The organism is Kitasatospora sp. NPDC059817, assembly GCF_042731835.1.
In the GTDB taxonomy this organism is placed as follows: Bacteria; Actinomycetota; Actinomycetes; order Streptomycetales; family Streptomycetaceae; genus Kitasatospora.
The window spans coordinates 6,019-27,682 of record NZ_JBHWIR010000004.1 but is presented as its reverse complement, the minus strand read 5'-3'; the positions used below and the strand labels follow the sequence as shown (position 1 = coordinate 27,682).

General features: G+C 72.1%; 15 protein-coding genes and 1 pseudogene. 8 read left to right on the top strand and 8 right to left on the bottom strand.

Annotated elements, in window-relative coordinates; genetic code table 11:
• Positions 1 to 113: 113 nt before the first annotated feature.
• Entirely contained in the window at positions 114 to 2,720 is a 2,607-nt protein-coding gene (clpB, locus tag ACFV61_RS01505) for an ATP-dependent chaperone ClpB (RefSeq protein WP_380489433.1), read from the bottom strand.
• Between the two features lie 80 nt (positions 2,721 to 2,800).
• Positions 2,801 to 3,751 carry a LysR family transcriptional regulator gene (locus ACFV61_RS01500; protein ID WP_363368328.1) on the bottom strand — a complete coding sequence of 317 codons (951 nt, stop codon included), beginning with the start codon at positions 3,749 to 3,751 and terminating at the stop codon, positions 2,801 to 2,803.
• Between the two features lie 70 nt (positions 3,752 to 3,821).
• Here ACFV61_RS01500 and ACFV61_RS01495 point away from each other — a divergent pair, with 70 nt between their 5' ends.
• From ACFV61_RS01495 to ACFV61_RS01480, 4 genes are all read left to right on the top strand, one after another.
• Positions 3,822 to 4,943: a TDT family transporter gene (locus ACFV61_RS01495; RefSeq protein WP_063348535.1), complete on the top strand. Its 1,122-nt coding sequence runs from the start codon at positions 3,822 to 3,824 to the stop codon at positions 4,941 to 4,943.
• 577 nt (positions 4,944 to 5,520) lie between these two features.
• Positions 5,521 to 6,510 carry a LuxR C-terminal-related transcriptional regulator gene (locus ACFV61_RS01490; RefSeq protein WP_380489431.1) on the top strand — a complete coding sequence of 330 codons (990 nt, stop codon included), beginning with the start codon at positions 5,521 to 5,523 and terminating at the stop codon, positions 6,508 to 6,510.
• A gap of 90 nt (positions 6,511 to 6,600) precedes the next feature.
• Positions 6,601 to 7,605, top strand: a complete 1,005-nt coding sequence (locus ACFV61_RS01485; protein WP_380489428.1) for a LuxR C-terminal-related transcriptional regulator — start codon at positions 6,601 to 6,603, stop codon at positions 7,603 to 7,605.
• A complete protein-coding gene (locus ACFV61_RS01480; protein WP_380489425.1) occupies positions 7,605 to 8,582 on the top strand; it encodes a LuxR C-terminal-related transcriptional regulator in 978 nt (325 codons plus the stop codon). The genes ACFV61_RS01485 and ACFV61_RS01480 overlap by 1 nt, the downstream gene beginning before the upstream one ends.
• Before the next feature lie 7 nt (positions 8,583 to 8,589).
• Here the strand turns inward: ACFV61_RS01480 and ACFV61_RS01475 are convergent, their stop codons facing one another.
• From ACFV61_RS01475 to dnaK, 6 genes are all read right to left on the bottom strand, one after another.
• Positions 8,590 to 9,216, bottom strand: coding sequence for a hypothetical protein (locus tag ACFV61_RS01475; RefSeq protein ID WP_063348539.1), 627 nt, complete (start codon positions 9,214 to 9,216; stop codon positions 8,590 to 8,592).
• 547 nt (positions 9,217 to 9,763) lie between these two features.
• Entirely contained in the window at positions 9,764 to 10,771 is a 1,008-nt protein-coding gene (locus ACFV61_RS01470; protein WP_380369848.1) for a hypothetical protein, read from the bottom strand.
• A 194-nt stretch (positions 10,772 to 10,965) separates the two neighbouring features.
• Entirely contained in the window at positions 10,966 to 11,496 is a 531-nt protein-coding gene (locus ACFV61_RS01465; protein WP_380423341.1) for a heat shock protein transcriptional repressor HspR, read from the bottom strand.
• A 7-nt stretch (positions 11,497 to 11,503) separates the two neighbouring features.
• On the bottom strand, positions 11,504 to 12,661 hold the full coding sequence (dnaJ, locus tag ACFV61_RS01460; RefSeq protein ID WP_363368337.1) for a molecular chaperone DnaJ: 1,158 nt from the start codon (positions 12,659 to 12,661) through the stop codon (positions 11,504 to 11,506).
• A 223-nt stretch (positions 12,662 to 12,884) separates the two neighbouring features.
• Entirely contained in the window at positions 12,885 to 13,520 is a 636-nt protein-coding gene (gene grpE, locus ACFV61_RS01455) for a nucleotide exchange factor GrpE (RefSeq protein WP_063348542.1), read from the bottom strand.
• Entirely contained in the window at positions 13,517 to 15,349 is a 1,833-nt protein-coding gene (dnaK, locus tag ACFV61_RS01450) for a molecular chaperone DnaK (RefSeq protein WP_063348543.1), read from the bottom strand. Before dnaK ends, grpE begins: the two co-directional genes overlap by 4 nt.
• 339 nt (positions 15,350 to 15,688) lie before the next feature.
• Between dnaK and ACFV61_RS01445 the strand changes: the two genes are divergently transcribed.
• The 4 genes and pseudogenes from ACFV61_RS01445 (at position 15,689) to ACFV61_RS01430 (ending at position 21,555) form a co-directional block, all read left to right on the top strand.
• Positions 15,689 to 17,911 carry a (Fe-S)-binding protein gene (locus tag ACFV61_RS01445; RefSeq protein WP_380489422.1) on the top strand — a complete coding sequence of 741 codons (2,223 nt, stop codon included), beginning with the start codon at positions 15,689 to 15,691 and terminating at the stop codon, positions 17,909 to 17,911.
• 308 nt (positions 17,912 to 18,219) lie between these two features.
• Positions 18,220 to 19,293 (top strand): annotated as a pseudogene (locus tag ACFV61_RS01440) (sugar phosphate nucleotidyltransferase); the annotation flags it as partial.
• Positions 19,294 to 19,501: 208 nt separating this feature from the next.
• Positions 19,502 to 20,539: a Yip1 family protein gene (locus ACFV61_RS01435; protein ID WP_380489420.1), complete on the top strand. Its 1,038-nt coding sequence runs from the start codon at positions 19,502 to 19,504 to the stop codon at positions 20,537 to 20,539.
• Positions 20,540 to 20,664: 125 nt separating this feature from the next.
• On the top strand, positions 20,665 to 21,555 hold the full coding sequence (locus ACFV61_RS01430; RefSeq protein ID WP_380489417.1) for a metal-dependent hydrolase: 891 nt from the start codon (positions 20,665 to 20,667) through the stop codon (positions 21,553 to 21,555).
• Positions 21,556 to 21,664 lie beyond the last annotated feature (109 nt).

Here is a 21,664-nt window from a genome sequence, read left to right as displayed (position 1 = left end):
TTTGTTTTTTTTATTACTCCCCCGGGGGGTGTGGGTCTAACCTGGTGTGGGGGGGTGGGTGTTGGGGCGGCGCCCCCCCCACCCCCGGGGGCCCCCCCCCCGGTCTGGTGGTGCTACTTCTCCAGCAGTCCGCGGCTGCGGACGGTGAGGCGGTCGCCCTCCTCGTCCCGCTCGACCAGGACGGTGTCCCCGTCGTGCACCTGGCCGGACAGGATGGCCCGGGCCAACTGGTCGCCGATCGCGGACTGGACCAGCCGGCGCAGCGGGCGGGCGCCGTACGCCGGGTCGTAGCCGGTGAGGGCCAGCCAGTCGCGGGCGGCCTCGGAGACGTCCAGGGTGAGCCGCCGCTCGCGCAGCCGGTCGCCGAGACGGGCCACCTGGAGGTCGACGATCCGGCTCAGCTCGGCGGTGCCCAGCGGGTCGAAGACCACGATGTCGTCCAGCCGGTTGAGGAACTCGGGCTTGAACGCGGTCCGGACGGAGTCCAGCACCAGGGCCTTCTTCCGGTCCTCCGGGATGGCCGGGTCGACCAGGTACTGACTGCCCAGGTTGGAGGTGAGGATCAGGATCGCGTTGCGGAAGTCCACCGTGCGGCCCTGGCCGTCGGTGAGCCGGCCGTCGTCCAGCACCTGGAGCAGGACGTCGAAGACCTCCGGGTGGGCCTTCTCCACCTCGTCCAGCAGCACCACGCTGTACGGGCGGCGGCGCACCGCCTCGGTGAGCTGGCCGCCCTCCTCGTAGCCGATGTACCCGGGCGGGGCGCCGACCAGGCGGGAGACGGAGTGCTTCTCGCCGTACTCGCTCATGTCGATCCGGACCATGGCCCGCTCGTCGTCGAAGAGGAAGTCGGCCAGGGCCTTGGCGAGTTCGGTCTTGCCGACGCCGGTCGGGCCGAGGAAGAGGAACGAACCGGTCGGGCGGTCCGGGTCGGCGATGCCGGAACGGGTGCGGCGCACCGCGTCCGAGACCGCTCGCACGGCCTCCGCCTGGCCGATCAGGCGCTCGCCCAACTCCTCCTCCATGCGCAGGAGTTTGGCGCTCTCGCCCTCCAGCAGTCGGCCGGCCGGGATGCCCGTCCAGGAGGCGACCACGTCGGCCACGTCGTCCGGGCCGACCTCCTCCTTCACCATCGAGGCGGAGGCGTCCTGGTCCGCCGCCCGCTCCTGGGCCTCGGTGAGCTCCGTCTCGGCGGCCGGGATCTCCGCGTACATCAGCTTCGACGCCCGCTCGAAGTCCCCGTCGCGCTGGGCCCGTTCGAGCGCGCCGTTCAGGTCGTCCAGCCGCTCCTTGAGCTCGCCGACCCGGTTGAGGCTCTTCTTCTCCTGCTCCCAGCGCGCGGTCAGGGCGCTCAACTGCTCGTTCTTGTCGGCGAGATCGCGCCGCAGTCGGGCCAGCCGGTCGATCGAGGCGGCGTCCGACTCCTTCTCCAGGGCCAGCTCCTCCATCCTCAACCGGTCGACGGAGCGCTGGAGTTCGTCGATCTCGACCGGGGAGGAGTCGATCTCCATCCGCAGCCGGGAGGCCGCCTCGTCGACCAGGTCGATCGCCTTGTCGGGCAGGAAGCGGGAGGTGATGTAGCGGTTGGACAGGGTGGCCGCGGCGACCAGCGCGGCGTCCGCGATCTGCACCTTGTGGTGCGCCTCGTAGCGGCCCTTGAGGCCGCGCAGGATGGCGATCGAGTCCTCCACACTGGGCTCGCCGACCAGTACCTGCTGGAAGCGGCGCTCCAGGGCCGGGTCCTTCTCGATCCGCTCGCGGTACTCGTCCAGCGTGGTGGCGCCGACCATCCGCAGCTCGCCGCGGGCCAGCATCGGCTTGAGCATGTTGCCAGCGTCCATCGCGGAGTCGCCGCCGGCGCCCGCGCCGACCATGGTGTGCAGCTCGTCGATGAAGGTGACGACCTGGCCGTCGCTCTGCTTGATGTCGTTCAGGACGGCCTTCAGCCGCTCCTCGAACTCGCCGCGGTACTTGGCGCCCGCGACCATCGCGCTGAGGTCCAGCGAGACCAGCCGCTTGCCGCGCAGCGACTCCGGCACGTCGCCAGCGACGATGCGCTGGGCCAGGCCCTCGACCACCGCGGTCTTGCCGACGCCCGGCTCGCCGATCAGCACCGGGTTGTTCTTGGTCCGGCGGGAGAGCACCTGGACGACCCGGCGGATCTCCTGGTCCCGGCCGATCACCGGGTCGAGCTTGCCGTCCCGGGCGGCCTGGGTCAGGTCGGTGCCGTACTTCTCCAGTGCCTTGTAGGTGCCCTCAGGGTCCGGAGAGGTGACCCGGCCGCTGCCGCGCACGTCCTTGAACGCGGCGAGCAGGCCCTTCGCCGTCGCGCCCTGCTGCGCCAGCAGTTCGGCGACCGGCCCGCCCTCGGCGGCCAGGCCGACCATCAGGTGCTCGGTGGAGACGTACTGGTCGTCCAGGTCGTCGGCGCGCTTGCCGGCCTCGGTGAGCACCGCGAGGGTGTCCCGGGCGAGCTGCGGCGCGGCGACCGTCGAGCCCATCGCGCTGGGCAGGGCGGTCAGCTGGCGGCGGGCCTCGGCGTCGATCCGGGTGACGTCCGCCCCGACGGCCTCCAGCAGCGGCCGGGCGATGCCCTCGGGCTGCTCCAGCAGGGCGATCAGGATGTGCACCGGCTTGACGTCCGGGTTCCCGGCCGCGCCCGCCTGCCGGATCGCGGCGGACAGGGCGTCCTGCGTCTTGGTGGTGAACTTGCTGGCGTCCACTGCTGGGGGGTCCTCCCTCGTCGTCCTTCAATGCTGCTACGTACAGCATGCACTAAGTTGAGTCTACTCTGCTCAAGTTTTTACGCCCGTTCCGCGCGTTCCGTGCGCTCCACCCGCTGCGCGCGGGGCACCTGGCGGGTCAGCCCCAGCAGCTCCCGGGCCGGCCCGCTCGGCCGCTGCCCGGCCGGCCACACCGCGCGCAGCGGCCGCCGCAGGTCCAGCCCCTCGGCCAGCGGGACGGCCACCAGCCGCCGGACGGCCAACTCCTCCATCACCGCCAGCTCGCTCAGGCAGACCGGCCCGGCCCCGGTCATCGCCGCCGCCTTCAGCGCGGTGGACGAGGCCAGCTCCAGCCGGGGCCGCACCGCGCCCCCGTACGGCGCCAGCGCCATCTCCAGCACCTCCCGGGTGCCCGAGCCCGACTCGCGCAGCACCAGCGGGGTGGCGGCCAGCTCCGGCCCGGTCAGCGGCGTCCGGCGGCGCGCCCACGGGTGGCCGGGCGCCACCACGACCACCAGCCGGTCCGCCGCCACCACGGCGCCGGCCAGCCCGGGCGGGGTGGACGGGCCCTCGACGAAGCCGAGGTCGGCGTCCCCGGCCAGCACGTGCCCGGCGACCTCCGCCGAGTTCGCCGTCCGCAGCGTCACCGCCGTGCCCGGACTGGCCTCGGCCAGGGCCAGCAGCCAGCCCGGCATCAGGTACTCGGCGACGGTCAGGCTGGCGACCACCCGCAGCTTGGCGTCCCGCCGCTCGCGCAGCGCGTCGATCCCGGCGTCCAGCGCCTGCGCCGCCTCCACCACGTGCCCGGCCCACTCGACCACCAGCCGCCCCGCCACGGTCGGCCGACTGCCCCGGGGGGAGCGCTCCAGCAGCGGGACGCCGATCTGCCGCTCCATGCCCTTGATCCGGGCGCTGGCGGTCGGCTGGCTCACGCCCAGTTCGGCCGCGGCCCGCCCGACGCTGCCCAGCCGGGCCACCGCGAGCAGCAGTTCCAGGGCGCCGAGCTCGGGGACGCGGGGGGAGAGGGCCATAGGTCCAGGCTATGTCCTCATAGAGCCCGCGGCGCTACCGGAGCCCGGCCCGGGGCGGCACGGTGGAACCATGTCCACCTTGGCCGATGCCCGCCCGCTCACCCGCCCCTCCCGTTCCTCGCTGCGTGCCCGCCTCGACCTCGCCCAGCTCGGCCCCAACTGGTACGCCGCCGTCATGGGCACCGCGATCCTGGGCAACGGCGCGGCCGTCCTGCCGCTGCGGCTGCCCGGGCTGATCGGCTTCGGCGAGGTGATGTGGGCGCTCGGACTCGCCGCCCTGCTGGTGCTGGGCGCGGCCCGGCTGGTCCACCTCACCCGGCACCGCGAGGCCGCCCGCACCCAGCTGCTGGACAACCCGGCCACCGCCGTCTTCTACGGCTGCCCGCCGATGGCCCTGCTCTCGGTCGGCCTCGGCACCCTGCTGCTCGGCTCCCGGGTGATCGGCACCGGCCCCGCGGTCGCCGTCGACGCCGTGCTGTGGGGCGTCGGCACCCTGTACGCGCTGGCCGTCGCCGGCGGCATCCCGTACCTGATGATCACCCGGCACCCGGTCTCCGCCCTGGAGGCCAACCCGACCTGGCTGCTGCCGGTGGTCGCCCCGCTGGTCGCCTCCGCCACCGGCCCGGCCCTCATCCCGCACCTGCCGGCCGGGCTGGCGCAGCAGACCATGCTGTACGCCTGCTGGGCCCTCTTCGGGATCGGCCTGCTGGCCACCCTGGTGCTGCTGCCGGTGGTCTTCACCGGGCTGTTCCACAGCAAGCTGCCCACCCTGGTGCTCACCCCCTCGCTGTTCCTGGTGCTCGGCCCGCTCGGCCAGTCCGTCACCGCCGTCCACCAACTCGCCGACGCCGCCCGCCCGGTGCTGCCCGCGCTGGCCCCAGCCATGCTCCCCTTCGCCGAGCTGTACGGCGTCGCGGTGCTCGGCGTCGCGATGCTCTGGCTGGCCGTCGCGCTCACCGCCAACCTGCGCGCCCGCCGGGCCGGCATGCCGTTCGCGATGACCTGGTGGGCGTACACCTTCCCGATCGGCACCTGCGTCACCGGCGCCTCCGCGCTCGCCCGGCACACCGGGTTCGGCGGCTTCACCGCGATCGCCACCGGGCTCTACCTGCTGCTGGCCACCGCCTGGGTGCTCGCCGCCGGCGGGACCGCCGCCGGGCTCGCCCGCGGACGGCTGCTGGCGCGTGCCTGACGATTCCCGCCGCACGCCGCCGTTGCAGGAACCCGCACCCGCGGCCCGACCGCGCGCGGCCGACCGACCGTACGGGCGGGTGCCCCCCGCGAGCCCCGCTGGCCTCGGCCTTTACCGGAATCCGTCCCGCCGCTCGACCCCGCCCGCCCCACCCGCCGTGCAGATAGCTGCAATTGCGCGAACCTGCACTCGGGCGACACTTGTTCACCGGCCGTCACACTGTGAGGGTGGAGTCACGCCAGGCCGACCGGGCACCGCAGCCCGATGGTGGCGACTTGCTCTTCGAAACTGACCACGGGTGCAACGTCCCGCACGCGTGAAACGGGGGGGAAGAGCGCCGGTCGGGGCGCCATGTGTGGTGATGGCCCCCGGAACCGGAGCCGTCGAGGCGTTGCTGCTCCGCCTCGACGGAAGCGCCTGGGCATGGGCGTAGCGACGGTGGCCCCCGGGCCCCCGGAGTGCGACGGCACCCGGACCCCGGAGGCCGCCGTCAGCCCGGTACCGTGACCGCCGAGCCCCGCGCCGGACGGCGCGACGGCGGCAACGAGGGAGAAGCGTCCGGCAGGGAGTGTGCGACGTGACGGTGGAACCGGCGGTCGCGCCGCAGCACGGACAGCCCCCGGGCGAGGAGCCCGACGAGGCCGCCCGGCAGTTCTACCTGGCGATCCTCGCCCGGGGCGGACGCATCCCGTTCGCCGACACCCCGGACGTCGACCAGGCCGCGCTCCAGCAGCTCGTCGACCTCGGCCTGCTCATCGCCAACCCGATGGACCACTGCTACACCGCCATCAGCCCACGCTCCGTCACCGACCGCCTGGGCGCCGAACTCCGCAGCGAGGCGACCAGGCTGCTGGTCCGCGCCGAGAACCTCCCCGGCGCCCTCGACGGCCTCACCCGCGCCTACGACGCGATGCCCCGGCCCTCCGGCCGGGCCGGCGGCGCCGTCCACGTCGAGGGCCACGTCCACATCCGCCAGCGGATCTCCCAGCTCGCCTCCGACTGCCGCTCCGAAGTCCTCGCCGCCCAACCCGGCCACCGCCCCGCCGGCACCCTGCAAGTCGCCCTCCTCCAGGACGTCCACCTGCTCCAGCGCGGCTGCTCCCTGCGCACCATCTACCAGCCCGTCGCCCTCGCCGACCCGCCCGCCCTCGCCTACGTCGAGGAGGTCACCCGGCACGGCTCCCTCATCCGCGTGCTCGACGAGCCGTTCCAGCGGCTGCTCGTCTTCGACCGCGCCGTCGCCGTGATCTCCGCCAACGACGACAACAGCACCGCCGCCTTCATCACCGACCCGGCCGCCATCACCTTCCTGGTCGGCGCCTTCGAACGCGACTGGGCCCGCGCCGAAACCGCCGACACCGCCGCCACCCTCGGTCCCACCCGCACCGTCCCCGACCGGATCGGCCGCCTCCTCGCCCGCGGCCTCACCCAGCGCGCCGTCGCCACCCGCCTCGGCCTCAGCGAACGCACCGTCGCCGCCCACATCTCCCGCCTCCGCGACCGCCACGGAGCCCAGACCCTCTTCCAACTCGGCTGGCTGATGAGAGGCGCCCGCGATGACCGATGAACCCGGCCCCGCCGAGCGCGCCCCCGCCGACCGGCCTGCCCTCCGCCCACACCCTCTTCCACCTCGGCCGGCAGCTCCGGGGGGAGCCCCATGACCGACCCGTCGACCTCCCCCCTGCCCGACTCCCCCCTGCCCGACGACGCCGCCCGGGCGCTGTACCTCGCCGTCGTCGGCAACGGCGGCATCCTCCGGGCGGCCGACCTGGCTCCGGGTGACGAACCGGTCCTGGGGCGGTTGCTCGACCTCGGACTGGTCGTCCCGAGGGTCGAGGACGCGGCCTACGCCGCGGTGAACCCGCGTGTCGTCATCGGCCGAATCGGGTCCGAACTGCGTTCCACGGGTGGCGAATTGCTGGCCAGGGCGGACGAAACGCCCGAGAAGTTCGCCGAGTTGGCGCAGGCCTTCGACGTCACGCCGCGCCACCCCGAGTGCTCCATCGAGGTCACGTACGTGCACGGCTTCGAACAGATCCGCCTGCGCCTGGCCCAACTCGACGCCGAGTGCTCGCAGGAGATGCTGGCCGCCCAGCCCGGCGGGGCCCGGCCCGTCGAGGGGCTCCCGGACGCCCTCGACCGGATGCGGCGACTCGCCGAGCGCGGCGGCACCGTCCGGGGCATCTACGAGCCGGCGGCGGCCGCCGACCCGGCGACCGCAGCCTTCGCCGCCGCGGCCGCCGAGGTCGGCTGCCGGTACCGGGTGCTGGGCGAGCCGTTCCGGCGGGTCCTGATCTACGACCGGAAGGTGGCCGTCATCCCCGCCGCGTCCGACAACAGCCGCGCGGCCTTCGTCGAGGACCCGGTGGTGGTCGACTTCATGGCCGACGCCTTCGAGCGCGACTGGCAGCGCGCCGCCCGGGTCCGCTGGGCCCGTGGCCCGGAAGCCCCCGAGCCGGCCGACTCCCTGCCCGACCAGGTCGGCCGTTTCCTCGCCCAGGGCCTCACCCAGCGCGCCATCGCCACCCGCCTCGGCCTGAGCGAACGCACGGTGGCCGGCCACATCGCCCGGCTGCGCGAACTGTACGACGCCGAGACGCTCTTCCAACTCGGCTGGCAGCTCCGGTCGGCGGCCGACGCCGCCCGTCGGCGGGTGCCGTGATGCACGGGCGCGGCACCGGGCGGCCCGACCAGGCCGCACACGACCTGTACCTGCGCATCCTCCGGCACGGCGGCTGGATCGACCGGGCCGAGGTGGCCGACGCCGACCGGCCGGCCCTGGAACACCTGCTCGCGCTCGGGCTGCTGCTCGCCCGGCCCGAATCCGACGTCTGCACCGCCGTCAACCCGCGTACGGTCGGCGACCGGATCAGTGCCGAGCTCCGGGCCGAGGGCACCCGGCTGCTGGTCCAGGCCGCGCAACTCCCGCAGGCCCTCGACGACCTGACCAAGGCCTACGACACGGCCCCGCGCCCGACCGACCGCGCCGGTACGGTGCATCACGTCCAGGGCCTCGGCGTGGTCATCCGGCGATTCGCCGAGGTGGAGGCGGACTGCCACCAGGAGATCCTCGTCGCCCAGCCCGGCCGGCCCCGCCACGCCCACCAGTTGGAGGACGCCCTGGAACGGATCGGCCGGTTCTGCGGCCGGGGCGGCCGGATCCGGGTGATCTACGCACCCGGCGCCGTCCGGGACCAGGCGACCGCCGACCACACCGCCCGCGGCACCGAACTGGGCGCCCGCTTCCGGGTCCTGGCCGAGCCGTTCCGCCACCTGCACATCTTCGACCGCCGGATCGCCGTGCTCCAGTCCGCCGACGACCTCCGGAGCGCGACCTTCATCGAGGATCCGGCGACCGTCGACCATTTCCTGGCCGTGTTCGAACGGGACTGGGCCCGCTCCGGCCGCCTCCTCTGGAACCCCGACCAGGCGTCCGCTCCCGAGTCGACGGCGCACGAGCAGGTCGGCCGGCTCCTCGCCCAGGGCCTCACCCAGCGCGCCATCGCCGGCCGCCTCGGTCTCAGCGAGCGGACGGTGGCCGGCCACATCGCCCGGCTGCGCGAACTGCACGACGCGGAGACGCTGTTCCAGCTGGGCTGGCAGCTGCGGGGAGCCCGGACGGGGGAGCCCGATGGGTGAGCGCTGGTCAGCCGGTGGCGGCGCTGGTCGGCCAGTAGCCGGCCCGGCCGACGACGGGGGGCTGCTGCCGGGGGACGTTGAACTGCTCACCGGGGGCGGTCCAGAAGCCCTCGCGCAGGGACAGCGCCATGCCGGCCCAGTCGAGCGCGGTCTCCACGGTGTGGTTGAGGGCCTCCTGCGACCAGGTGTCGTCGAAGACCAGCGGCAGGACGGGGGCGACCTGCTCGATGGTGGCGATCAGCGGGTTGTGCGTGATGGCCTCGTCGACGAGGAGGACGATCGGCTTCCGCAGCGCCGACGCCCACCCCAGCTCCAGGCTCACCCCGGCCGACAGCGGCGCCCCGACGTAGGCGAACACGAGGTCCGCGGACTGCAGGGCCCGGAAGTCGGACGGCACCCGGGGCTCCGGCGCCTGCCCGGCGACGGTCCAGGCATCACTGTGGTGCGCGCTGTACACGGCGGCACCGCTGCGGAGCAGGGTGGTGCGGAGCGTCGTCAGCCGCGTCCGGCTGGCGAGCGTCACCACACTGTCCGCGGGCCCGGTCAGCCGCATCAGCGGCGCGGCCAGGAACACACGCGCACGCCGGCCCTCGGGGGTCTGTCCGGCGTGCTCTCGCAGGTAGGGCTCACTCATTGTCGACTCCGGGGATAGGTGCCAACCAGGCCGATCGCCCCGTTGGGTGGTGACTATCGGAATGCTGCTGTGCATTCGTTGTGGTCGAAACGAACTAGTCATGGACATGTTGTTTGTGGTGTCCCCGTCTTCCCCCTCCCGCGAGAGGGGTTGGGGAGTGCACTGATCGTCTCTGTCGACCATCGCCACCGTCCACAGAGCCGTGGTGTCATCTCGATGCCTGGCAGAGAGATGACGCACTGGGGTAGCAGGCCCCCTGGCTTCCGGCATGGGCTTGCGGCATTATGTGGCAGGTTGTTCGAAACAATGGCTGGGTACCCGCGCCAAGTCTTAAACAAAGAGAGGGGGCACCATGTCTCGGATACGCCGGGTGGTGCGATTTGTCCTGGTTCCAGTCGTTGTGGGTCTGGCGCTTTTCATCGGGAGCGGTTCGAGCCCGGCTGACGACACGATCTGGAACATCGGGGTTTCCCACGATGCGGCAGCGCCTCAGACCATGGCGCTGGCCAATGACACGATCTGGAACTGAGACCGCCGCGACGCTTGGTCAGTGATAGCTGTCGGAGTCGGTCGGAACGCTGTTCCGGGCCAATGCGTACCCGAGTTGGAACAGCGACTCGACATTGTGCTCGTCGCGCATCTCGGCCAGGTGCCGCGCGAGCGTCCGTTCGCTGATGCCGAGTCTGCGGGCGATCACCCGGTGGTTCACGCCTTCGAGCATGAGGTCGATGATCGTCTGCCGCATCCCGGAGACCACCTGCTGCGGAACGGCGCGCGCGCCGTCGAAGTCCAGCGCCCGGCTCCAGTTCCGCTCGAAGATCTCGCTGATCAGGTAGCTGATGACGGCCCGATCGTGCACGAAGGCGGCCAGATTGAGGTCCTCGGCGATGGGGATGACCGCGATTCGGCGATCGATGACGATCAATCGCGTGTAGGGCTCCTCCAGCGTCCGGAACCGTCCGCCGGCCTTGGTTATCGTGGCCACGTACTCCCTGGTGGGAGCGTGGTACCGGGTGCTCGGGTGGTAGATCGTCCTGAGCGTGATGCCCAGGCGGAGGGCTTCGAGGTCGCGGGCGAGGATGCCGGTGAGCGCCTCGGACGGGCGCGGCCCGCCGGGTTGGGCGGCGAGGATCTCCTCCGAGGCGCTGGCGACGATCTGCTGCACCCGCTGGTTGATCAGCACCTTTCCCCGCACGTACTCGATCGCGCCGCCGGCCTGCTCCGGTGAGTGGTAGGCGGCCGTCAGGTCGTGGAGATCGGTGGCGAGGGCCGACGCGCGGGTGAGCAGGTCGAGTGCCTGGCGCTGCCAGGTCACGGAGAGGCTCTCGGACAGCTGCTGAGGGTCGACCGCGACGAGGACACCGGGTTCGTCGGTGTCGGCGACCAGAAGGCCTATCGCCACCAACTCCTCCTGGGCCCCGCCCGCCTTGGCGAGGTCGGAGTCCTTCGGAAACCGCCCGTTCTCGCGGATGACCGCCAGATACAGCTCCCGCGCTTCCTTCGAGAGGACGGAGGGCCCAATCGCGGCGGTACCGGGCTGTTCTCGTCCACTCATCTGCGGGCTCCTTGCCGTGGCCGTGTCTGCACTACCTGCCGGGCACCAATACCGGAATCGCAGTGCAGCATGCCAGATCGGGTGGCATCGGTGAGGGCGGCCAGATTTGTTCGACAGCACTCTCTCACCACGATCAAGCCGCCGGCACCCCCCGGGCGGAGGGGAGCCGGCGGCCGGAGGTGTTCAGCCAAGTCTCAGCGCTTGGGGCGCCAGACGACCAGGGCGCTGGACTGGGTGGGCGGCTGGTAGGGGACGAGGTCGCGGCGGTAGGAGGCGTGGACGGCGGCCTCGCGCTGCTGGAGGGCGCTGGTGGCGCCGTCGAGGGAGTCGACCAGTTCGCCGATGCGGGACTGGAGCGCGGTGACCTGGTTCTCCAGCTCGATGATCCGCTTGATGCCGGCCAGGTTGATGCCCTCGTCCTGGGAGAGCCGCTGGACCTCGCGCAACTGCTGGATGTCGCGCGCGGAGTAGCGGCGGCCCCGGCCGGCGGTGCGGTCGGGGCTGACCAGACCGAGGCGGTCGTACTGGCGGAGGGTCTGCGGGTGCAGGCCGGAGAGCTCGGCGGCGACGGAGATGACGTACACCGGGGTGTCCTCGGTGAGGACGTACTGCGGCGGGGCGGTGGGCCGCCGGGTGCGGCGGCCGTCGCCCGGCAGGCCGTCGCCGACGCCGACGCCGGGCAGGCCTTCACCGATGCCGGGGCCGATGGGACTGTTGGGGATCATCTGGTCGTCACGCTCCCTTCGCCGCCCGGAACAGGGCGGCTCGCGGGTCGTCGGAGGCGGTGGCCTCGCGGTACTGCTCCAGGGCGTTCAGCGCGTCCCCGGTGATGTGCCGCGGCACCACGACCTCGACGGTGACGAGGAGGTCGCCGCGGGTGCCGTCCTTGCGGGTGGCGCCCTTGCCGCGGGCGCGCATGGTGAGGCCGTTGGCACTGCCGGGGGGCAGCTTCAGCTTCACGGCCGGCCCGTTCAGCGTGGGCACCTCGATGGTGGCGCCGAGGGTGGCCTCGGGGAAGGTGACGGGGACGGTGACGGTGAGGTTGTCCCCCTTGCGCCCGAAGACGGGGTGCGGGTCGACGTGCACGGTGACGTAGAGGTCGCCGGGCTGTCCGCCGCGTTCGCCCTGGGCGCCCTTGCCCTTGAGCCGGATGCGCTGGGCGTCCTGGACGCCGGCCGGGATGCGGACCTGCATGGTGTGGGCGGAGCTGGCCCGGCCGCTGCCGTGGCAGTCGACGCACGGGTCGTCGACGATCATGCCTCGCCCGCGGCAGTCCTTGCACGGCTCGGAGAGCGCGAACGCGCCCTGGCCGCGGCTGACGGTGCCGGCGCCGACGCAGGTCGGGCAGACCCGCGGGGTGGTGCCGGACTTGGCGCCGGTGCCGTTGCAGGTGCGGCAGGGGGCCTGGCTGGTCATCCGCAGCGGGACGGTCGCACCGTCGACGGCCTCGTCGAAGGCGAGGGTCACCTCGGTCTCGACGTCGGCGCCGCGCCGGGGCTGGGCCTGCCGGCCGCCGCTGCGGTTGAAGAGTCCGCCGAAGACGTCGCCGAGCCCGCCGCTGCCGGTGTTCTGGCTGCCGCTGAAGAGGTCGCCGAAGTCGAAGCTGTAGCTGCCGTTGCCCTGGCCGGGGCCGCCGGCCCGGAAGCCGCCGTTGGCGAAGAGGCTGCGGGCCTCGTCGTACTCCTTGCGGCGCTTCTCGTCGGACAGGACGTCGTAGGCCTCGGAGATGTCCTTGAAGCGGTCCTCGGCCTTGGCGTCGCCCTTGTTGGCGTCCGGGTGGAACTCGCGCGCGAGCTTGCGGTAGGTCTTCTTGATCTCGGCGGCGGTGGCGTCCTTGGGCACGCCGAGGACCTTGTAGTAGTCCTTCTCCACGTAGTCCTTGCCACTCATGCGTCCACCTCGCTCCGCTCGGCAGCCGCTCCGCGCAACACGCGCCTTTCAACGATTCGCTCGCTGCGCTTGCTCATAGCTGCCGCCACCTCCCGATGTCCATCCTCGCTGCGCTGTCAACAGCCGCTCCACCGGGCGCTGTTGACAGCGCGCTGCGGAGTCGGCCGCCGTTCTGGCCGGCGTACGACTCCGCAGCGCACTGGTTGTCAGCTGTCACAGGTTGTCAGCTGTCCGAACCACCGTCGGACTTGTCCGCGTCCCCGGACTTCGCCTCGCCGTCGGGCGCGGCCGTGGTCTGGGTGCCCGGCTGGGGCTCCGCGACGGCGACCATGGCGGGGCGGATGATCCGCTCGCCGATGCGGTAGCCGGGCTGGAGGATCTGCACGCAGGTGTCCTCGGTGACGTCCGAGGAGTAGCTGTGCATCAGCGCCTCGTGCATGGTCGGGTCGAAGGGCTCGCCCTCCTTGCCGAACTGCTGGAGGCCCAGCTTGGCGACGACCGTCTCCAGGGACTCGGCGACGGACTTGAAGCCGCCGGTGACCTCGCCGTGCTCGCGGGCGCGGCCGATGTCGTCGAGCACCGGGATCAGGGACTCCAGGATGTTGGAGACCGCGATCTCGCGGACCGTCAGCCGGTCGCGCTCGACCCGCTTGCGGTAGTTCTGGTACTCGGCCTGCAGACGCTGCAGGTCGGCGGTGCGCTCGGCCGACTCCCGCTTGGCAGTGGCGAGTTCGTCGGAGCCAGCACCGGAGCCGGAGTCGGCGGCGCCGGCTGCGGCGGCCTCCTCGGCGGCCTTGATCACAGCCTCGTCGGCGGCGGAGTCGTCGCCGGGCTTGCCGCCCTGCGGCTTGTCCGTCATGCCGCACCGCCCTTGGGCTTCTCGTCGTCCACGATCTCGGCGTCGACGACGTCGTCGTCCTTGGCCTGGGCGGACTCGCCGGCCGGGGCGGCGGCGTCGGCGTTGGCGTACAGCGCCTGGCCGAGCTTCTGCGCGGTGGTGGAGACCTTCTCCGAGGCTTCGCGGATCTTCGCGATGTCCTCGCCCTTCAGGGCCTCCTTGAGCTCGCCGATGGCGGTCTCGACCTCGGCCTTGACGTCGGCGGGGAGCTTGTCGGTGTTGTCCGCGATGAACTTCTCGGTCGAGTAGACGAGCTGCTCGGCGGAGTTGCGGGTCTCGACGGACTCGCGGCGCTTGTGGTCCTCCTCCGCGTACTGCTCGGCCTCGCGCATCATGCGCTCGATGTCGTCCTTCGGCAGCGCGGAGCCGCCGGTGACGGTCATCTTCTGCTCCTTGCCGGTGCCGAGGTCCTTCGCGCCGACGTGCATGATGCCGTTGGCGTCGATGTCGAAGGTGACCTCGATCTGCGGCAGGCCGCGCGGCGCCGGCGGCAGGCCGGTCAGCTCGAACATGCCCAGCTTCTTGTTGTACGCCGCGATCTCGCGCTCGCCCTGGTAGACCTGGATCTGCACGGACGGCTGGTTGTCCTCGGCCGTGGTGAAGATCTCGGAGCGCTTGGTCGGGATCGTGGTGTTGCGCTCGATCAGCTTGGTCATGATGCCGCCCTTGGTCTCGATGCCGAGGGACAGCGGGGTGACGTCGAGCAGCAGGACGTCCTTGACCTCGCCCTTGAGGACACCGGCCTGGAGCGCGGCGCCGATGGCGACGACCTCGTCCGGGTTGACGCCCTTGTTGGCGTCCTTGCCGCCGGTCAGCTCGCGGACGAGCTCGGCGACGGCGGGCATGCGGGTCGAGCCGCCGACCAGGACGACGTGGTCGATCTCGGAGAGCGAGATGCCGGCGTCCTTGATCACGTTGTGGAACGGGACCTTGCAGCGCTCCAGCAGGTCGGAGGTGAGCTGCTGGAACTGGGCGCGGGTGAGCTTCTCGTCCAGGTGCAGCGGGCCCTCGGCGGAGGCCGTGATGTAGGGCAGGTTGATCGAGGTCTCGGAGGACGAGGACAGCTCGATCTTGGCCTTCTCGGCGGCCTCGCGCAGACGCTGCAGGGCCATCTTGTCCTTGGACAGGTCGACGCCGTGGCCGGCCTGGAAGACCTTGACCAGGTGGTCGACGACCTTCTGGTCCCAGTCGTCACCACCGAGGTGGTTGTCACCGTTGGTGGCCTTCACCTCGACGACCCCGTCGCCGATCTCCAGCAGGGAGACGTCGAAGGTGCCGCCGCCGAGGTCGAAGACCAGAATGGTCTGGTCGTCCTTGTCGAGGCCGTAGGCCAGGGCGGCCGCGGTCGGCTCGTTGACGATGCGCAGGACGTTGAGGCCCGCGATCTCACCGGCCTCCTTGGTGGCCTGGCGCTCGGAGTCGGAGAAGTACGCCGGGACGGTGATGACGGCGTCGGTGACGGTCTCACCCAGGTAGGCCTCGGCGTCCCGCTTCAGCTTCTGCAGCACGAAGGCGCTGATCTGCTGCGGGTTGAAGTCCTTGCCGTCCAGGTTGATCTTCCACCCGGTGCCCATGTGGCGCTTGACCGAGCGGATGGTGCGGTCGACGTTGGTGACCGCCTGACGCTTGGCCACCTCGCCGACCAGGACCTCGCCGTTCTTCGCGAAAGCGACGACGGACGGCGTGGTCCGCGCGCCCTCGGCGTTCGTGATGACGGTGGGCTCGCCACCCTCCAGAACGCTGACGACCGAGTTCGTCGTACCGAGGTCGATGCCGACCGCGCGTGCCATCGTAAATACCTCCACGGAAGAGTTGAGCTTTACAGGCTCAAGGATGCACGACCGGGTGGGTGCCGTCAACAGGGATGAGTCGACGCCGCTCAACTTTGCTGAGCGGTCCGCTTCCCGCGGCCGCGGCGACTTCCCGTGGCCTCGGCCGTGGCCGTGGTCCTGGCCGTGGCGCGTGTGGTGCCACGTGACTGCCGCCATAGCTTGGGAACCTTCTGGAGGACTGGTGGCGGGCGGTAATGTCCGGGCCGTCGGCCCGGCAAGTTACCGACGAGTACAATTCGTTCCACGCAAGACCGTTCAAAGACCGCTCAACAGCAAGCCGCAGGAGACGGAGAGCCGATGCAGCTAGCAGCGATCGTCATCTCGCTGGTCACATTCGTGATCGGCACCGCGCTCGCCGCCCGTGCGGCGCTGTACATCTACAAAGTGGTGCGGACCGGCCAGCCGGACCCCACCCGCTTCGGCCGGCCCGCCCAGCGGGTGAAGACCGTCGCGGTCGAGTTCATCGGCCACACCCGGATGAACCGCTGGGGGATCGTGGGCATCGCCCACTGGTTCGTCGCCGTCGGCTTCTTCAGCCTGGTGCTGACCATCGTCAACGCCTTCGGCCAGCTCTTCGACGCCGAATTCGCGCTGCCGATCATCGGCCACTGGATGCTCTGGCAGCTCTTCGTCGAGCTCGTCGGCACCCTCACCACGCTGGGCATCGCGACGCTGATCGTGATCCGGCTGCTCAGCCTGCCGTCCCGGTCCGGCCGCAAGTCCCGCTTCGCCGGCTCGATCGCCTGGCAGGCCTTCTACGTCGAGTACACGATCCTCGGCATCGGCCTGTGCATCCTGATGCTGCGCGCCCTGGAGGGCGCCCTCAACGGCGTCGACTCGTACGGGCCCGAGCACCTGGTGTCGTACCCGCTGGTCTCCGCCTTCAGCGGCCTGTCGCACGGCACGCTGGAGAACCTGATCTACCTCTTCGCGATGCTGAAGATCTGCATCTCGTTCGCGTGGGCGACCACCATCGGCATCAACCCCTCGATGGGCGTGGCCTGGCACCGCTTCCTCGGCTTCTTCAACATCTACTTCAAGCGCGAGGAGGACGGCGGCACCGCGCTCGGCGCCCTGCGCCCGATGACCAGCGGCGGCCGGCCGATCGACTTCGAGGACCCGGCCGAGGACGCCGTCTTCGGCGTCTCCCAGGTCGAGCACTTCTCCTGGAAGGGCATCCTCGACTTCTCCACCTGTACCGAGTGCGGCCGCTGCCAGTCGCAGTGCCCGGCCTGGAACACCGGCAAGCCGCTCTCGCCGAAGCTGCTGATCATGAGCCTGCGCGAGCACGCCTTCGGCAAGGCGCCCTACCTGCTGGCCGGTGGCGGCAAGGACATGGAGGGCGAGGAGAAGGCCACCGCCGAGCAGCTCAAGGACGTCCCGGCGGCCGCCCTGGCCGAGGCCGAGCGCCCGCTGATCGGCACCGCGGAGGAGAACGGCGTCATCGACCCGGACGTCCTGTGGTCCTGCACCACCTGCGGCGCCTGCGTCGAGCAGTGCCCGGTGGACATCGAGCACATCGACCACATCGTCGACATGCGCCGCTACCAGGTGATGATCGAGTCCTCGTTCCCGACCGAGGCCGGGACGATGCTCAAGAACCTGGAGAACAAGGGCAACCCGTGGGGCATGGCCACCAAGGCCCGCCTGGACTGGGTCAAGGAGCTCAAGAAGGAGACCGGCATCGAGGTGCCGGTGATCGGCGAGGACATCGACCCCGCCGAGGTCGAGTACCTCTACTGGGTCGGCTGCGCCGGCGCCCTGGAGGACCGCGCCAAGAAGACCACCAAGGCCTTCGCCGAACTGCTGCACACCGCGGGCGTGAAGTTCGCCATCCTCGGCAAGGAGGAGTCCTGCACCGGTGACTCCGCCCGCCGGCTGGGCAACGAGTTCCTCTTCCAGATGCTCGGCGCGCAGAACGTCGAGACGCTGAACGCGGCCCTGGAGGACGCGCCGGTCAAGCGGATCGTCGCCACCTGCCCGCACTGCTTCAACACCATCGCCAACGAGTACCCGCAGCTGGGCGGCCACTTCGAGGTCATCCACCACACCCAGCTGCTGCAGCACCTGATCGACGAGGGCAAGCTCGTCCCGGTCAACCCGGTCGAGGGCCTGATCACCTACCACGACCCCTGCTACCTGGGCCGCCACAACAAGGTCTACAGCCCGCCGCGCGAGATCATGGACAAGGTCCCCGGCCTGCGCCAGCAGGAGATGCACCGGCACAAGGAGCGCGGCTTCTGCTGCGGCGCCGGCGGTGCCCGGATGTGGATGGAGGAGCGCATCGGCAAGCGGATCAACACCGAGCGCGTGGACGAGGCGCTGTCCCTCAACCCGGACATCGTCTCCACCGCCTGCCCGTTCTGCCTGGTGATGCTCTCCGACTCCGTCAACGGCAAGAAGAACGAGGGCGCCGCCAAGGAGCACCTGAAGGTGGTCGACGTCGCCCAGCTGCTGCTCGACTCGGTGAAGGCGACCCCGCCGGCCGGCGCCGAGGAGCCTGCGACGGTGGACGCGTAGCGTCCTCTGTTCGACAGTTCTGCTACAACTGCCCGGCCCGGTGGTCACCGCGAGAGCGCCCGCCGGGCCGGGCTTTTGGGGGGCCGGGACGGGCCGGACCGGGGGTGGATCCGGGGCGGGACCCGTAGGGGAGTGGTGCCAATCGCACGGCCGCCTGAGTGTCCGCCCGTTGGGAGGAAATACAGTAGGCGGCAGACCGGCCTCGCGCCGGTCGACCCGTTCCGGACGGCCGGACGGGTCCAGACCACCGACGGAGGTATCGGCCCGCCGGGCCGGGGCCGCAGAGCACAAGGGGAACAGCGCAGACCATGACCGAGGCGATCATGCTGGTCGGTGGTAAGGGCACGCGACTGCGTCCGCTGACCACCCACACCCCCAAGCCCATGCTGCCGGTGGCGGGCGTCCCCTTCATCGCCCACCAGCTGGCCCGCGCGGCCGCCGCCGGCGTCACCCGCGTCGTGCTGGCCACCTCGTACCTGGCCGAGGTCTTCGAGGACCACTTCCAGGACGGCACCCCGTACGGCATCGAGCTGGTCTACCTGACCGAACGCGAGCCGCTGGGCACCGGCGGCGCGATCCGCAACGCGGCGTCCGGGCTGACCTGCGGCCCCGACGAGCCCGTGCTGGTCTTCAACGGCGACATCCTCTCCGGCGTCGACATCGCCGCCCTGCGCGACGGCCACGTGGCCGCCGGGGCCGACGTCACCCTGCACCTCACCCGGGTCGAGGACCCGCGCGCCTTCGGCCTCGTCCCGACCGACGCGAACGGGCGGGTGCTGGAGTTCCTGGAGAAGCCGGAGACGCCCGAGCAGATCGTCACCGACCAGATCAACGCCGGCTGCTACGTCTTCACCCGGTCCGTCATCGACCGCATCCCGGCCGGCCGCGAGGTGTCCGTCGAACGCGAGACCTTCCCCGAGCTGCTGGCCACCGGCGCGCTGCTGCGCGGCGTCGTCGACACCTCGTACTGGCTCGACCTCGGCACCCCGGCCGCGTTCGTCCGCGGCTCGGCCGACCTGGTGCTCGGCAAGGTCGACTCCCCGGCCGTCCCCGGCCCGACCGGCGACGCCCTGCTGCTGCCCGGCGCCACCGTCCACCCCGGCGCGGTACTCAGCGGCGGCACCGTGGTCTCCGCGAACGCGGTGGTCGAGGCCGGCGCGATCGTCGAGGGCAGCGTGATCCTGCCGGGCGCGGTGGTCGGCCCGGAGACCCTGGTCAAGGACTCCATCGTGGGCGCCTTCGCCACCGTCGGCGCCCGCTCGGCGCTGGACGGCGCGGTGATCGGCGACGGCGCGATCGTCGAATCCGACAACGAGCTGCCGAACGGCATCCGGATCGCCTGCGGCACCCTGCTGCCGGTCGGCGCGGTCCGCACCTCGGCCGGCCCTGGCGGCTGCCCGGCCGGCACCGCCGCGGCCGCCGCGGTGCACGGGCCCTCGGTCAGCGCGCAGCGGTAGGACCCGGGCCGGGCCGGGCCGCTGGCGCCGTCGGCGGCAGGATTTCGGCCGGGTTCGTCTCAGGCTCGCTGCAAACCGGCCCCGGCTCCGTCCAGGCCCCACGCGGATTGGGCCGGACGGGTACCGTCAGAGCGTGGCTGGTAATCGATACGACAGCGGGCAGGGCGCCGACCCCCACGGCGGGTGGGCGCCCCCTCCGCCGCCGGCGGGGCCCGGGGGGCACGGGCAGACGGACGGGCCGGAGTACTTCACGGCCCCGCACCGGGGTGTGGCCGACGGCCCCGACGGCACGCCCGGAGGCCCCGGCGCCCCGGGCCCGCAGGGCGGCTACGACCCGTACGCCGCCGACCGGCCCGGCGGCACCCGGGCCTTCCCGACCGGCGACCCGTACGCGCAGGAGCCGCCCCACCGCGGGTACTACGACCAGGGCCAGTACGGCGGACACCCCGGGTACCCGCAGGCGGGGTACGGCGCCGAGGGCTACGACCGGGGCTACGACCAGGGCGGACACCCGCAGGGCGACGGCTACGGCCAGGACGGTTACGGGCCGCAGCAGCAGCCGCCGTACGGCCAGGACAACGTCACCGTCTACCGGGCCGGCGGCCAGTCCGCCCCGCACGTCGCCGGGCCCCGCCCGCACTGGCGCGAACTGCTCATCGGCATCTTCCGCGCCCCCACCGCGACCTTCGACCGCGCCCGCGACCACCAGGTCTGGCTGCCCGCCCTCACCGTCTCGATGCTGTACGGCGCGCTCGCGGTGCTCGGCATCGGCCTGACCCACGACGACATCGTCGACTCGACCTTCACCGTCGCGCTGACCGGCATCGCCGCCGCCGCGATCGGCTTCGCCGTGGCCGGAGCGCTCTTCGGCGGCGTCACCTACGCGCTGGCCCGCCAGCTCGGCGGGGACGGCCCGTGGAAGTCGACGGTCGGCCTGGCCGCGCTGATCGGCTGGCTGACGGACACGCCCCGGCTGCTGCTCGACCTGGTGCTGCCCTCGGGCAGCGCGGTCGTCCAGGTCGCCGGCTGGGCCACCTGGGCGTTCTGCGCGTACCTGCTGACCAGCATGGTCCGGCGGGTGCACGACCTGCCCTGGGGCAAGGCGGCCGCCGCCTCGGCGGTGCAACTGCTCGCGCTGCTGGTGCTGATCAAGCTGCCGACCCTGGGCTGACGGCCGGAGGGCACAATGGTGGACGGATCCCGGTCAGGCCGGGGCCCGTCCACCCTCTTCACCCCCTCAGCCTTCACCCCCTCACCCCTCACTCCCTCACCCGTTCCACGTCACCGGAGCCAGGAATGACCCTCCCCACCACGCACGTCAGCTTCCCGGCCGGGGCGGTGACCGGCGAGTCGACGGTGATCGCGGTGCACCCGCTGGGGGACGGCCGGCACGCCGTCGTGACCGGGGCCACCCCGTTCCACCCGCTCGACCACACCTGGCCCGACCAGCCCGCCGACCTCGGCACCCTCACCGTCGACGGCACCGAGCTGGCCGTCGTCGACTGCCTCACCGGCGCCGTCGGCCCGGACGGCGGAACTCCGCTGGTCGGCGCCGACATCCCGGTCCGGCGCGGCGACGAGGAGTGGTCCTGGCTGGTCCTGCACGTCGTCGACACCGACCCCGGCGACCTCGTCGGGCGCACCGCCGTCCTCACCGTCGACGCCGACCGCCGGGCCGCCCTCAGCGCCTCGCACAGCGGCTGCCACCTGCTCGCCCTCGCCCTCAACGAGGCCCTCGCGCCGCGCTGGCGCAAGGACCCGGGCCGCTCCGACGCCCTCGGCCACCCCGACTTCGACAGCCTCGCGATGGCCACCTCGGTGATGGACACCGAGGCCAGCACCGACACCTACCGGCTCGGCAAGTCGCTGAAGAAGAAGGGCTTCACGGCGGACGCCACCGACGAGCTCCCCGCCCTCGCCGACGCCCTGCCCGCCCTCACCGAGGCCGTCAACGCCCGGCTCGCCGCCTGGGTCGCCGCCGACGCCCCGGTCCGCATCGAGGTCCCCGGCCCCGAGCTCACCGCCCGCCGCCAGTGGCACTGCGAGCTGCCCGAGGGCGGCGCGCAGATCTTCTGCGGCGGCACCCACCTGCACCACCTCGGCGAACTCGCCGAACTCCGCACCGAACTGCGGCTCTCCGAGGACGGCACCGAACTGGTCGCCGTCACCCGCCCCAAGCGGGCCTGAGCACGCGGGAAACGCGACGGGGGGGGCGCCCGCCCCAGGACGGACGGCGCGGGGGGGCGGGCGCGGGCGGCGTCGGCAGCCCCCGACAGATACTCGGGGGGGGGGGAGT